Source organism: Enterococcus sp. AZ156, from assembly GCF_051714165.1.
Lineage (GTDB): Bacteria > Bacillota > Bacilli > Lactobacillales > Enterococcaceae > Enterococcus_B > Enterococcus_B pernyi.
Genome location: NZ_JBIORI010000001.1, coordinates 2,183,334 through 2,196,837, shown reverse-complemented (window position 1 = coordinate 2,196,837; position 13,504 = coordinate 2,183,334). Strand labels below are relative to the sequence as shown.

Sequence of the window (13,504 nt, the reverse complement as noted above, 5' to 3'; positions counted from 1 at the left end):
AATGAAAAGAGGGGTTCTAATGGCAGAACACAATCATACACATGATCATGAAGGACATGAACATATCACATTGGTCGATGATCAAGGAAATGAAACATTATACGAAATCTTGTTAACAGTCGATGGACAAGAAGAATTTGGTCGTAACTACGTATTGCTTTATCCAGCCGGCGTACCGGAAGATGAAGATGTAGAATTACAAGCCTATGCCTACGTTGAAAACGAAGACGGAACAGAAGGCGAATTAGAACAAATCGAAACAGATGCTGAATGGGATATGATCGAAGAGGTCTTCAATACATTCATGGCTGAAGAAGAAGAATAGTATTAAAATAGTGGAGAAACCTTGAAATGACAAGGTTTCTTTTTTTTTATCATTCTTTTGATCAAGGAATTGACCATGGTTCATTTCGATAGAAAAATCCATACTATCTTTAGCATAGTACTTAACCTTAGAGAAGAAAGGAAGAACAAAATGATCAGAACTGCTCGTGTGGAGTATGCAGAAACCATAAACAAGCTAAATAAGGAAGAAATAGGGTATGAGATGCCACTTTCGGAAACAACGAAGCAATTAAAATGTATCTTGGCACAGCCAGAGATCTATGTCATTGATGTTTATGAGGAAGAAGGGACGAAGAAAGTATTAGGATATGTCCATGCCCAAAAGTATGCAACATTGTTAAGTCCAACGTTGTTCAATATTTTAGCATTAGCAGTTTCTTCAAAAGCGCAACATCAAGGAATTGGCAGACGATTGATGGAGAGTGTTGAGAAGCAAGGAAAAGAACGTGGCTACTTTGGTGTTCGACTAAACTCTGGCGAACATCGCAACGAGGCACATCGTTTTTATGAACGTATCGGCTATCATTCAACCAAATGGCAAAAGCAATTTCAAAAAAGATTTTCTAAATGAATGATGAAGGTCATCGCAAAAAAACTTCTCGAATAATGATCGAGAAGTTTTTTTACATTTATTCGAATTAAGAAAATAGTTGCATCAAAAATCCTGAAATGATCAAGACGATCGCTCCACCTAAACGATTGCCCATTTGAGCAAAAGCAATCAATTCCATGCGGTTTGATGCGGATAAGACGGCAACATTTCCTGTACCACCCATTGAATTGTTACATAGTCCTGCTGTAATCGTTGATTCGATCGGATAAAGTCCAAATAGACGACCAACAAATGCAGAGACAAGGGAGATGACGATGACACTTGTTAAGCAGAGTACGACGAATTGCCATGTTAAAGCAGAAGCTAAAACATTCAAGTTCAATAAAGCAATCCCGATACCTGCTAAAACAGCTGCCGTTAAGTTTTTAACAATCAAGTTATTGAACATGATTGCTGCATCTTCGTAGTATTCAGGAAGAACATTGGTGATTTTACAGATGACCACAATAATGATCATGAAAGCATAAGCATGAACTTTTGGTACAAAGAAATTACAGATTTGGCCAAGAATAAAGAATGTGATCGAGACCATTAAACCAACACCTAATTGAGGGATAGAAGGTTTCACATTGCGTGGTTTGCCGTCACCTAGATCGCCTTTTTCCATCAGTTTCCCATTACCATTCAATTTTGGCATGGATTGTCCAGCACGAGCCACTAAAGCGGCTCCGATAATGGCTAGCACATTTGTCATTGCAGTTGCAGGGATCAAACGTGAAATAATAGCAGAAGCATCTGTTCCTAAGACGTTTGCATAAATAGTTGATAGTGGAACAGCGCCAGCACCTACACCACCAGCCATGGCAGGTAAAGAGATGTATAATACGGAATTAGCGAAGCCATTCCCAATCAACATTCCCACAAGTCCAACTGCAAAAAATGAAACAACCATAGAAATAAGTGCAACAGGGATAAAACGAACGGAAGCCTTCATCAATAATTTGCGGTTCATTCCTAGAATACTTCCGGTAATCAAAGCAGCGATATAAAAGTCTAAAAAGCCCATATTATTGACAAAGTTTTCAGTTGATTTCACGACATAATCAGGTAAAATACCAAAGGTTGCGATAGCTGCGGAAGCGAAGATCGCAAAAACAGAACCACCACCTAAATAACTTTTGACGATTGGGATTTTTGTCCCAATAAAATGGAATAGATTCCCAAAAATGACGAGCACGGCGATAGGACCGATCATATTTGTTGGTAATTTACCTAATGCCATCGCAACGATCAAAACGAGAACCATGATCAAATAGATAGGTAAACTGACCCCACTGATTTTTGTTTCCCAAAAACCTTCTTTGTTTGTCTTAACGACTGTAGAAGTCGTTTGTTCTTGATGTAACATTCTTACAGATCCTTTCCTTGATTAACGTAAGAGGAGTTCCCTATGAGTTGGAAAATAATCTAAAGCTATTCCTCAACTGGCTCCAGTATTTCTTGGCAAAAAACACCCCTTGGATCAATTCGTTGAAAAATAGTTGGTTTTCCTATTTCTCGGTGAACGAATGATCCAAGGCTTCGATGTTTACCATGCGTATTTTTTACTTTAAGTCTCGTTTTGCTCAGAACTGTTTAGTAACGAATTATTGTGAAAGAGACTAGCGTGAATTAAGCTTCTAAATCTTGATATTCAGGCACCCATTTAGCTGCTTCGACAGCTGCTTTGATGTCAGTGATTTCTTCACGATTCAATTGTTGATCCACGACTGATTGAGCGACTGTTTCAGCAATCGTTTGTGAGAATTCAGTGATTCTTGCAACTGGTGGTAAAATAGCTGCCCCTGGTTTTGTGACATCAACGATACCACCTAATGCACGACTTGCTTGTGAGATGATCTCAGCGTTGACACGAGTAGCTGTTGAAGCAATCAAACCAAGTCCTAAACCTGGATACATCAATGCGTTGTTTGCTTGTCCGATTTGATAAGTCACGCCATTGTATTCCACATCATCCGCAGGGATACCTGTTCCGACTAATGCTTTTCCATCTGTCCATTCAATCAAATCTTTTGCCTTTGCTTCTGCTAATTTTGTTGGGTTAGACAAAGGCATGATGATTGGTCGTGGTGTATGGCTAGCCATTTCTTTGACGATTTCTTCTGTGAATGCCCCTGGTTGAGTAGATGTACCAATCATGATCGTTGGGTCAATTGCTTTGACAACAGCTTCTAAATTAGTCAATTCTTCACTATTGGTAAATTCTGAACGTTTACGTGCAAAAGGAATTTGTCCAGGTGTCAATCCTTCAGTATCTTCGAATAATAGTCCTTGTTTATCCACTTGATAGAAGTGTTTACGTGCTTCTTCTTCTGGTACACCTTGACGGATCATTTCATCTAATAAGATATTCGCGATGCCGACTCCAGCTGTTCCAGCTCCGAATGTTAGGATCGTTTGATCTTTCAAGGATTCACCAGAAATATTCAATCCGCCGAGTACACCAGCTAGTACGACGATCCCTGTTCCTTGGATGTCATCATTGAATGTCGTGATTTTGTCTTCATATTTTTCTAAGATCGTTGCGGCATTGCCACGACCAAAGTCTTCCCAGTGTAACAATAATTCAGGGAATAGTTCTGTAGCAGATGAAACGAATTGGTCGATGAATTCATAGTAAGAATCACCTTCGACACGCGCATGTTTGTTTCCTAGATATAACGGATTATTCAATAACTCTTCATTGTTTGTACCAGCATCGATCGATACAGGTAATACTTGCGCTGGATTGATACCAGCAGCTGCTGTATAAACCATTAGTTTTCCAATTGCGATGTCAACACCATTAACTCCCCAGTCACCCATTCCAAGGATACCTTCTGCATCTGTAACAACGATCAAACGAATATCACGACCAGCTGCGGCATTTTTCAAACTTTCTTTGATCAGTTCTGGTTCATCGATCGAAAGAAATGCAGCATCTTGTGGTTTTAAGAAAATTTCATTGTATTGTTCGATTGCATCTGCAACTACTGGATCATATACTACCGGCATAAATTCTACTAAATGTTGTCCCATCAATTTATAGAAAAGTGTGCGGTTTGTATTGAATAAGTTCATTAAGAAAATACGTTTTTCTAAATCAGTTTGTTTGCTTAGGTATTGGCCATATGCTTGCACAGATTGTTGTTCTAATGTTTGGACTGTGCTAGGAAGCATTCCGGCAATCCCGTATTTTTTACGTTCTTCTTTTGTAAAAGCAGTTCCTTTATTTAAAAATGGATTATTTAATAAGTTTAACCCTGTTAGCATGAATGATTCCTCCTAAGTTTTAATACATACGAAGTATAGGATTCGCTCAAGGCTATAGTCAAAATAGGTAGTTATGATAAATTTTATTTATATGACAATAGAAAAAAGAGGAGCCTATGATTAAAAATAGGCTCCTCCTCGATGGGGATTCGAGCAGTTAAAAACAAAAAGAATGAGTTGGATCATTTTGATTTTATATGATAAGTCATCGTTGAAAGTACACGATTTCTTTCTTGACGATTTCAAGTCCTTTCGTTAATACTTCCAAAGGATTAGAGGATAAAGCAATTCGAATAAAAGGATCATGTTGCGGTTGTGTCGTAAAACGATGTGAATGATAGACACGAATCCCTTTATTTAAAAAAGCTTGTTCGATCGTTTTCGGAGACAGATCATTTCGAACAGGGAGATTTCGATAAAAAGGAAGTGGATTGGTCGGTCGAGGCAAGTTGAAAAGTGTATCGAATCGTTCATTTGCTTGTTTTGTATAGCTGGATTTTGTTTCGAGTATGTCCTGTGCGGTTTCTGAACATAGGATTTGCGTGACAATCTCAGCATCTAAACTTGAGGTTTTGACATTGATATTGAAAATCGCCTGTTGGATGTTTTGTTTGTACTTATCGGGAAATACTAGAAAGGCAACACGCATGCCTGCACAGATAAACTTGGTCATTCCGGCAAGATAAATGGTTTGTTCAGGAAGTAACTGCTGGAATGGGGGAATGGGTGCTTTTTGATTATAGGTAGTCAAAAAAGAATGGATGTCGTCTTCGATCACGATCAATTGTTGCTTTGTAATGACTTCTTTTAGCTGTTGCCTCCGTTTTGCAGATAGTTGAAACCCAATAGGATTGTTACATGAAGGCATCAGAAAAATACCGTGGATTGCTTTTTTCCGACATTCTTGCTCAAGTAATTCTGGAAGCATACCCTCCGCATCAAAATCAATCGGCACGATTTCCATATGGTAAAGGTGAGCAAGCTCAATGAAATTCGAATAAGTATAGCGATCGACTGCCAAACGATCTCCTGGAGAAAACAAAGCAGCTAGCGTGATCGCCAAGCCGTTTTGGACACCTGAAACAATAGCAATCTGTTCCCTTGAAGCATAGACACCTTGTGTTTCCAACCATTTTTTGGCAATCGTCAATTGATAGGTTGTCCCTAATGGTTCACGGTAGCTAAGAAGTCCGTTAGTCGCATGATTTTGTGAAACAGCTTGAATAAAAGGAGTGATCATTTCGTTGCATTCATCAAATGAACTGACTAACCCAAAATCAATGACATGATCAGGTACTTGATCAGAAGAAATAGTGATGGAGGTAAACGCATTTGGGGAAACAAATGTCCCACTCCCGATACTTGTATAGAGTAACCCTTTTTCTAGACCCAACTTATAAGCTTGACCAACTGTTGTGAAATTGATGTCTAAAAAATCAGCTAGTTCTCTTTGGGAAGGTAACCTTGTATTTTTTTGTAATTTATTTGATAAGATATCAGCTTCTAGCTGCGTGATAAGTGATTGGTAGATTGGGCGATGTAACTTTTTTTTATCTGGACGCCAAGTCAGTGGATAATTCTCATAAGAGTTGATCGACATACTCGTTCCTTCTTTCAAAAATTGTATTCCATACAATTATATCATTGAATGTATTGTTTTCGGGCGCTAGGATAGAAAAAAGGAGGGGAAATATGCAAATCATCGATAGTCATAAAGTAATCACCCATTTTAGTTTTACAGAAGCAATCAACGTAATGGAACAGTGTTTTAAAGATTTTCAAGTCGGAAAGATTTCTCAAGAGAATCGAATGGTCCAACAATTACCAGATGGCGAGAAACAAAATGTATTTGCGATGATGCCCGCTTATTTGGGAAGAAACCGGTACTTTGGTTCAAAAATCATCACGGCTTTTCCAAGCAATCACAAACAAAAGCTACCATCACATTTGGGTGAAATCATGCTCTTCGATTCAAAAAACGGGCAACCCGTCGCAATGATCGATGCGAATGCCGTGACTTGGATACGAACAGCAGCAGTTTCAGCATTAGCCACAGATTATCTAGCAAAGCCATCAGCAGATACACTCACATTGATCGGAACTGGACAACAAGCAGTTTCACATCTAGCCGCAATTACCTGTGTCCGAAAGATTCACCGTGTATATGTCTATGATTTAGATGAAACACGACGAAAACAATTTATCCTAGAACAGCAAACTAATTATCCAAAACTGCGTTTTATTGATTGCTCGACATTGGCTGAAGCGACTATAGAAGCAGATATTGTCTGTACTTTAACACCTAGTAAACATGCTTTTTTATCAAAAAAAGAGGTTAAACCAGGCACACATATCAATGCAATCGGTACATTTACACCAGAGATTCGTGAATTAACGAGTGATTTGATGGCATCTGGACAATTGTATGTAGATGATTACCAAGCGGTCAAAAGGGAAAGTGGCGACTATTTGATTCCCTTGTCAGAAGGGAAAATTGATCAGACAAACATCCTCGGTTCTCTAGGTGAATTAGTCACCCATCAGAAAACAGGGCGTACAGACGAACAAGCGATCACGATCTTTGATGCGGTTGGCTTAGCAGTGGAAGATTTATGTTGTGCCGAATATATTTATCAAAAAGTAAAGGAGTAGTTTATAAATGAATTTACCCTATTATGTAGTTGACGCCTTCACCAATGAAGTGTTTAAAGGAAATCCTGCTGCGGTCTTTGTGTTAGATGAATGGCTACCTGATGATACCATGCAAAAAATCGCCATCGAAAATAACCTATCCGAAACAGCCTTTACCGTTAGAAAAGAGAAAGGTTATGAATTACGTTGGTTTACCCCTGATCGTGAAATCGACTTATGTGGTCATGCGACCTTGGCAACCGCATTTGTATTGTTCCACTTCTATGGTATCAGTGAATCCATGATTTCATTTTCAACGCAAAGTGGGAACCTAGTTGTCACAAAAAAAGAGCAAAAATATGCGATGGATTTTCCAAGTATTTTACCGCAACCAATTGCTATATTACCAGCATACGAACAAGCAATCGGCACAAGAATAAAAGAGGCTTATCTGGCAAGGGACTTATTTTTTGTATTAGAAGACGAAGAGACAGTGGCAAAGCTGACGCCTGATTATACTGCAATGAGGGAATTAGAAGAAGGCGTCGGCGTGATTGTCACAGCCAAAGGAAAGAAAGAAGATTTTGTTTCTAGGACCTTTTTCCCAAAACTAACGATCAATGAAGATCCAGTGTGTGGCTCGGCTCATGCGAATTTGATTCCTTACTGGGCACAAAAGCTTGGAAAGGACGACTTGGTTGCTCAACAACTTTCTGCCAGAGGTGGGTTCTTGGCTTGCAAGTGGTTAGGTGAACGCGTGATGATCAGTGGCGAAGCAACTTTGTTTGCAAAAGGTGAAGCGTACATTTAGAAAATCCATCCAAACAGATAGGATACAGAGTGCAATAAATAGCATACAGCTCTGAAAAATAAGCAAGAAGACCCGAAATTTATTCAAATTTTTGGGTCTTCTTGCTTATTTTTAAAGGCTTTTTTTGATGTTCGTTTATTTGGATTCAAAAGTGCGAAATAATTATGGAAACTGCGCTTGTTTTATTTGAGATTTTCTCAATTTAGAAGAAACGATTTTCCCGTAATGTCACATTTTTGATATCTTCGATGGTTTGCGTCCCAGCTAATTGCATGACCATTTCTAATTCTTTTTTGAAGAAGTCGAATACTTGTTGGATGCCTGTACTTCCACCGAGAGCTAAACCGTAAATGGCAGGACGACCGATCGCGACTAGATCGGCACCAGAAGCAATGGCTTTAAAGACATGCTGACCACGACGAACACCACTATCAAAGACGATAGGGACACGTTTGTCGACGGCTTCTGCTACATATTTCAAAGAATCAAAGGCTGCTGGCCCACCATCTAATTGACGACCGCCATGATTCGATACCCAGATGCCATTTGCCCCCGCATCTAATGAACGATAAACATCGTCTTCTGATTGCACACCTTTTACATAAACGGGTAAGTCAGAATGAGCGGCAATAAATTCCACATCTTTTGGACTTAACTTTTGTTTGGAGGATTTATAAACTGCGTCCATCGTTTGTCCGACCCCTGATTGATAGGCTTGAACGATCGGCATTGGCAATGGAAAAGTGAAGCCATTGCGAAGGTCTGTTTCTCGATTCCCACCAACGGTTGCATCAGCTGTCAAAACGATTGCTTTTGCGCCATTACGTTTGGCCATCTCTAGAATATCTAAATTGATCCCATTATCTTTACTCATGTAAAACTGGAACCATTGTGGTGCATCTGGACCACCGGCCTCACGGATTTCTTCTAATGTACAGGAAGCGTAAGAACTCGCCGTATAAATCGTATGAAAATCGGCAACTCCTTTAGCTGAAGCTTTTTCTGCATGTGTATGAGCTAAACCATGAGCTGCAATAGGCGCCATGATGATTGGAGCAGTTAATGTTTCTTGGTCAAAGTAAGTCGTTGTATCTGGAATTTCCACGTCTTTTAAAACATGAGGAATAATCAATTGATGATTGAATGATTGCACGTTTTCTTGATACGTAAAGAGATCTCCAGCACCACTACTGATATAGCCGTATCCGCCAGTAGGAATCACTTGAGCTGCCGCCATTTCTAAGTCTTCTGTATTGATAAAACTGATTTGACCTTCTTGTGAGCCAGCTTGATAAATCATTTCCATAAAACAAACCTTCTTTCGTAGTATCGATCAATAAATAATATTGAATTTGTCAGCGTTTACATTTTTATACTACGCCTTGTTTTTAAAACAGGCAAATAATCTGTTTTATTTTATTTAACTGAACGGAGAGTTACCGCTATGCAAGAGTATAGTCACGCTTTGAATACTCGACTAAAAGAAGAAAATCGAATCATAGCTGTTTTTTATCTGTTAGCAACTTTGATGAAATTTACTTTCTTTTATAAACTTACTCGAATAACAGTGACACCTAATTGTTCAATTTTTTTGGCAAGTTTAGGTGAACAATGCTGATCGGTGATCAAATAATCAAAGGCAGAAATATCGGCAATCTTAAACTGTGAAGTCCGGCCAATCTTACGATGGTCTGCAACAAGAATACGACATTTGATACTCTTTTTGATCATCCATTCGTTGATTTTAGATTCGTTTAAAATTTTTGTCGTCACACCATTCTCTAAATCTACTCCGCTACATCCAATAATACAGACATCTGCATTCATATCTGCTAATGTGCGAGCGGCAATATCTCCTACCAAGACTTCTTTCGGTACGCGTAATTCGCCACCAGTGAGTATATACGTATAATTACCTTGTCTGACACAAGAAATGACCTTTAAATTATTCGTTACGACGGTGACGTGATTCGATTCTAAATAATCGAGTGTAGCTAAGGCAGTGGAACTTGAATTGATAAATACGGTGACATAGTCTCCAATATATTGACTAGCACAACGAGCAATTTGATGTTTGATCCACGTTGGTCCTGAAAGATCGAAATTTGTTTGATTGTCATAGTTGAAGAGGCAATAGCCATATTCACGAATAATCTCATTTTTTTCTTCTAATAATCTAAGGTCTCGACGAATAGTGCTGAGTGATACGTGAAGCTTTTCAGACAGTTCAATCGTGGTCATTTTTGTGTACCTTTGTAATAGATCAAGAATTTCATTACGTCTTTTTTTAATCGTCAACAGAGAATTTTTCATTGTTATCCTTCCTTTTCAATCAATTTGTTTCTCTATATGACTAATTATAGCTAAACGAGCATAAAAAAATGGAAACGATCACATAAAGTAATAACAGTCATATAAAGCTATTCCAATCACTTTGATAGCGCTTTATCATTTATATATACCTAATAAAGAGGAGGATGGCACATGAATATAACAGAAGTAACAAAGGAAAGTTGGTTACGTTCGACTTTTCCAGAATGGGGAACCTATCTGAACGAAGAAATCGAAATGGAACAAGTAAAAGAAAAAAGCGTATCTATATGGTGGCTAGGATGTACAGGTATATGGCTGAAGTCACATGAAGGTACAAATATCCTTTGTGACTTATGGTGTGGGACAGGAAAACGAACACACGGGAATGGACAGATGAAAAAAGGCCACCAGATGATGCGTATGAGCGGTACAGAAAAGATGCAACCGAATTTACGAACGCAACCTTTTGTGATCGATCCATTTGCGATCAAAAATGTGGATGCATTAGTGGTGACACATATCCATTCCGATCATCTGGATATTCACACTGCCGCAGCTGTTCATCAAAATTGTCCGGAGGCACTATTTATTGGCCCCAAAGCAGTAGTGGAGACATGGCTCTCTTGGGGGATACCAAAAAAAAAGACCCAAGTAGTCAAACCCGGCGATATCGCTTTGATCAATGAAGTAGAGATCGTTGCGCTGGAAGCCTTTGATCGGACGGCATTGATCACACATGATGATCCTAATGTGCAATTAAAAGATCAGTTGCCACAAGAAATGGATACGATCGCTGTCAATTATCTTTTCAAAACATCAGGAGGGAACATCTATCACGCAGGGGATTCGCATTATTCCAACCTTTTTGCCAAACATGGCAATGAACATCAAATCGATGTTTGTCTAGGTGCATATGGTGAAAATCCGCGTGGCATCACTGATAAGATGACCTCCAGTGATTTGTTGAGAATGGCAGAATCGTTAAGAGCTCAAGTCGTGATCCCAGTCCATTATGATATTTGGTCCAATTTTATGGCTGATCCTAGCGAGATCACTCAATTATGGCGCATGAAAAAAGATCGATTGGCTTATCAGTTTTCCCCTTATATTTGGCAAGTGGGTGGGAAGTATACGTACCCAGATAATAGAAAAGACTTGGCATTCAATTTCGATCGTGGCTTCCATGATGTCTTCACCCAAGAAAATGATACGCCGTTTCCATCATTTTTGTAGGAGCCCAAGAGATATATGACAATAAATCAGCTGAGCTGAGAATTTTTTAACAAAAGCAAGAGCGAGGAGGGAGAACGTATCAAAGCAAGTGAACGTAAGACAAAGTCATCTCTTGATAAGAATGCGCTATTGTCAAACAACGGGTTGACTGCTTGATACTGTTTGTAAATATGTTGAGATATTTCTATGAGAATGACTTAGTCAATTATGTAGAAACTACGATAAATGATTGGCGAGTAGCAATCGAGGAGAGCAGTCGTCACTTATTAGAAAAAAGAATCATTGATCATGTATATGTAGAAGAAATGATCCGCAATGTCGAAGAACATGGGGCATATATCCTGATCGCCCCACACGTTGCGATGCCTCATGCCATGCAAGGTGGCTCACATGTTTTCGATACGACGATTTCATTTACCAAAATGAACGCACCAGTTCCTTTTGAGGAAGGGTCAAAGTCTGCCAGCCTTTTCTTCACCTTAGCTGCTAAAGAGCCAAAGCAACACTTAGAAAATATTCAATCATTATCAGAATTACTGATGCAAGATGGGTTGATCGAAGAATTACTAGCGACAGAAACAATCGAAGATTATCAAATGGTCATGGAGAAATACGAGCCACTATAAGGTAGAGGTAGTCTTTTGCTTGCTAGGTATGGCCAGTGAGGACCATTCGGTACAAAGCAAATAGACATAAAAGATAAATTATCAACTAAAAAATACGAGGCAAGGGAGGGAGTCCGTTTACATGAAAACCATGATATCTCGCATCGTTTGAGGAGTTGTTCTGGTTTTTGGTAACGGAAAAATATGGGAGCTATCTTGATGGAGATATGGACGTATTTTGCGACAAATATTTTAACGCAGCCGGCTTATTTGATCGGTTCGATCGTTTTATTAGGGTATATACTTCTTGGCCGACCATTATACGAATGTATAGCTGGATTTTTGAAAGCCACTGTAGGTTATCTGATTTTAGTTGTTGGTTCAGGTGGATTAGTAAACAATTTCCGACCGATCTTAGTTGGTTTAAAGGATCGTTTTGATCTTGAGGCGATGGTGACTGATCCCTATTTTGGTCAAAATGCTGTAGATGCAGGATTGATGGATATTTTTGGACGAACGTTCAGTGATGTGATGATTTTATTATTGATTGCATTTGTATTGAATATCCTGTTAGTTCGTTTCCAAAAATATACGAAGTTGCGAGCTGTTTTTACGACAGGAAATGTCCAGATCCAGCAAGCAGCTACAGCTTTTTGGATCTTACTTTTCTGTTTTCCTGAATTAGGAAGAGTAGAAGTATTAGTATTTATGGGGATCATTTTAGGGTGTTACTGGGCAGTTGCTTCTAATTTAACTGTTGGTGTGACACAAGAATTGACAGACGGAGCTGGTTTTGCGATTGCGCACCAACAGATGTTTGGGGTGTACCTATTTTCTACCTTAGCGAAGTGGTGGCAAAAGAGTAGTCGTAAAAAAAATGGGAATAGAAAAGCCGATAAAAAGCTTGAAGATATGGAGCTTCCGGGTTTCTTATCCATTTTCAACGAAAACATGGTGGCGACTTCTTTATTGATGCTGTTCTTCTTTGGCATCATCTTATTAGTATTAGGACAGGAGTACTTGATTGAGGCAGAATTTATGGTGGCAGGACAAAGTTTTCTATTCTACGTACTGACCACTTCTTTGAACTTTGCTGTGTATTTAGCCATTTTACAGCTTGGTGTCCGGACCTTTGTGGACGAGTTGACACAATCTTTCCAAGGAATCTCAAATACTATTTTACCAGGAGCTGTGCCAGGGATCGATGTGGCTGCAACTTTTGGCTTTGGATTACCAAATGCAGTCACGATCGGGTTTTTATTTGGTGCATTAGGACAATTCTTGATGATCATCTTATTGATCGTCTTCCGATCACCAACGATCGTGATCGCTGGATTTATCCCACTATTTTTTGATAATGCGGTCATCGCTGTGTTCTCTAATAATCGGGGTGGGTTCAAGGCAGCATGTTTGTTCCCTTTCTTATCTGGGCTGATCCAAGTCGGTGGTTCTGCACTCTTTGCGACATGGATCGGGTTATCTAGTTACGGAGGGTACATTGGTATGTTTGATTGGGCGACTGCTTGGCCAGTCTTTACTGTTTTGATGAAATTTTTTGGTTATGCAGGTGTTGCACTAGTGGTCGTCGGTTTGTTGCTAATTCCGCAACTACAATATCGAAAAAATCCAGAAGGATATTTTTTGATTGTGGAGGATTATCAAAAATATAAAGAAAAGTTTGGAGACAGTAATTAATAGGAG

Annotated in this window: 12 protein-coding genes; 7 read left to right on the top strand and 5 right to left on the bottom strand. The window is 39.1% G+C overall.

Annotation, left to right across the window (positions count from 1 at the left end; translation table 11 throughout):
- Positions 1–19 precede the first annotated feature (19 nt).
- A complete protein-coding gene (locus IGJ95_RS10410; protein ID WP_010734809.1) occupies positions 20–325 on the top strand; it encodes a DUF1292 domain-containing protein in 306 nt (101 codons plus the stop codon).
- A 150-nt stretch (positions 326–475) separates the two neighbouring features.
- Positions 476–916, top strand: coding sequence for a GNAT family N-acetyltransferase (locus IGJ95_RS10405; RefSeq protein ID WP_096081655.1), 441 nt, complete (start codon positions 476–478; stop codon positions 914–916).
- 67 nt (positions 917–983) lie between these two features.
- Here the strand turns inward: IGJ95_RS10405 and IGJ95_RS10400 are convergent, their stop codons facing one another.
- From IGJ95_RS10400 to IGJ95_RS10390, 3 genes are all read right to left on the bottom strand, one after another.
- A complete protein-coding gene (locus IGJ95_RS10400; RefSeq protein ID WP_010734811.1) occupies positions 984–2,306 on the bottom strand; it encodes a 2-hydroxycarboxylate transporter family protein in 1,323 nt (440 codons plus the stop codon).
- 263 nt (positions 2,307–2,569) lie between these two features.
- A complete protein-coding gene (locus IGJ95_RS10395) occupies positions 2,570–4,210 on the bottom strand; it encodes a malolactic enzyme (RefSeq protein WP_010734812.1) in 1,641 nt (546 codons plus the stop codon).
- A 205-nt stretch (positions 4,211–4,415) separates the two neighbouring features.
- Positions 4,416–5,810: a PLP-dependent aminotransferase family protein gene (locus IGJ95_RS10390; RefSeq protein WP_438762201.1), complete on the bottom strand. Its 1,395-nt coding sequence runs from the start codon at positions 5,808–5,810 to the stop codon at positions 4,416–4,418.
- Positions 5,811–5,902: 92 nt separating this feature from the next.
- Between IGJ95_RS10390 and IGJ95_RS10385 the strand changes: the two genes are divergently transcribed.
- A complete protein-coding gene (locus IGJ95_RS10385) occupies positions 5,903–6,862 on the top strand; it encodes an ornithine cyclodeaminase family protein (protein ID WP_023520072.1) in 960 nt (319 codons plus the stop codon).
- Positions 6,863–6,869: 7 nt separating this feature from the next.
- Positions 6,870–7,652 (top strand): PhzF family phenazine biosynthesis protein, encoded by a 783-nt coding sequence (locus tag IGJ95_RS10380; protein WP_153830259.1) that lies wholly within the window; start codon positions 6,870–6,872, stop codon positions 7,650–7,652.
- A gap of 202 nt (positions 7,653–7,854) precedes the next feature.
- Here the strand turns inward: IGJ95_RS10380 and IGJ95_RS10375 are convergent, their stop codons facing one another.
- Both IGJ95_RS10375 and IGJ95_RS10370 read right to left on the bottom strand, forming a co-directional pair.
- On the bottom strand, positions 7,855–8,958 hold the full coding sequence (locus IGJ95_RS10375; protein ID WP_010734816.1) for an alpha-hydroxy-acid oxidizing protein: 1,104 nt from the start codon (positions 8,956–8,958) through the stop codon (positions 7,855–7,857).
- 239 nt (positions 8,959–9,197) lie between these two features.
- The gene (locus IGJ95_RS10370) at positions 9,198–9,965 is read right to left on the bottom strand and encodes a DeoR/GlpR family DNA-binding transcription regulator (RefSeq protein ID WP_438761831.1); all 768 of its coding nucleotides are present in this window, start codon (positions 9,963–9,965) and stop codon (positions 9,198–9,200) included.
- A 171-nt stretch (positions 9,966–10,136) separates the two neighbouring features.
- Between IGJ95_RS10370 and ulaG the strand changes: the two genes are divergently transcribed.
- The 3 genes from ulaG (at position 10,137) to IGJ95_RS10355 (ending at position 13,498) form a co-directional block, all read left to right on the top strand.
- Positions 10,137–11,198, top strand: a complete 1,062-nt coding sequence (gene ulaG, locus IGJ95_RS10365; protein WP_153830258.1) for an L-ascorbate 6-phosphate lactonase — start codon at positions 10,137–10,139, stop codon at positions 11,196–11,198.
- Between the two features lie 170 nt (positions 11,199–11,368).
- Entirely contained in the window at positions 11,369–11,824 is a 456-nt protein-coding gene (locus tag IGJ95_RS10360) for a PTS sugar transporter subunit IIA (protein ID WP_010734820.1), read from the top strand.
- Positions 11,825–12,007: 183 nt separating this feature from the next.
- Positions 12,008–13,498, top strand: coding sequence for a PTS ascorbate transporter subunit IIC (locus IGJ95_RS10355; RefSeq protein WP_438761829.1), 1,491 nt, complete (start codon positions 12,008–12,010; stop codon positions 13,496–13,498).
- Positions 13,499–13,504 lie beyond the last annotated feature (6 nt).

Bases quoted from the DNA above. Each gene is read 5' to 3' on its own strand.
- IGJ95_RS10410 (WP_010734809.1), top strand. From the start codon at position 20: ATGGCAGAACACAATCATACACATGATCATGAAGGACATGAACATATC.
- IGJ95_RS10405 (WP_096081655.1), top strand. From the start codon at position 476: ATGATCAGAACTGCTCGTGTGGAGTATGCAGAAACCATAAACAAGCTA.
- IGJ95_RS10400 (WP_010734811.1), bottom strand. From the start codon at position 2,306: ATGTTACATCAAGAACAAACGACTTCTACAGTCGTTAAGACAAACAAA.
- IGJ95_RS10395 (WP_010734812.1), bottom strand. From the start codon at position 4,210: ATGCTAACAGGGTTAAACTTATTAAATAATCCATTTTTAAATAAAGGA.
- IGJ95_RS10390 (WP_438762201.1), bottom strand. From the start codon at position 5,810: ATGTCGATCAACTCTTATGAGAATTATCCACTGACTTGGCGTCCAGAT.
- IGJ95_RS10385 (WP_023520072.1), top strand. From the start codon at position 5,903: ATGCAAATCATCGATAGTCATAAAGTAATCACCCATTTTAGTTTTACA.
- IGJ95_RS10380 (WP_153830259.1), top strand. From the start codon at position 6,870: ATGAATTTACCCTATTATGTAGTTGACGCCTTCACCAATGAAGTGTTT.
- IGJ95_RS10375 (WP_010734816.1), bottom strand. From the start codon at position 8,958: ATGGAAATGATTTATCAAGCTGGCTCACAAGAAGGTCAAATCAGTTTT.
- IGJ95_RS10370 (WP_438761831.1), bottom strand. From the start codon at position 9,965: ATGAAAAATTCTCTGTTGACGATTAAAAAAAGACGTAATGAAATTCTT.
- ulaG (WP_153830258.1), top strand. From the start codon at position 10,137: ATGAATATAACAGAAGTAACAAAGGAAAGTTGGTTACGTTCGACTTTT.
- IGJ95_RS10360 (WP_010734820.1), top strand. From the start codon at position 11,369: ATGTTGAGATATTTCTATGAGAATGACTTAGTCAATTATGTAGAAACT.
- IGJ95_RS10355 (WP_438761829.1), top strand. From the start codon at position 12,008: ATGGGAGCTATCTTGATGGAGATATGGACGTATTTTGCGACAAATATT.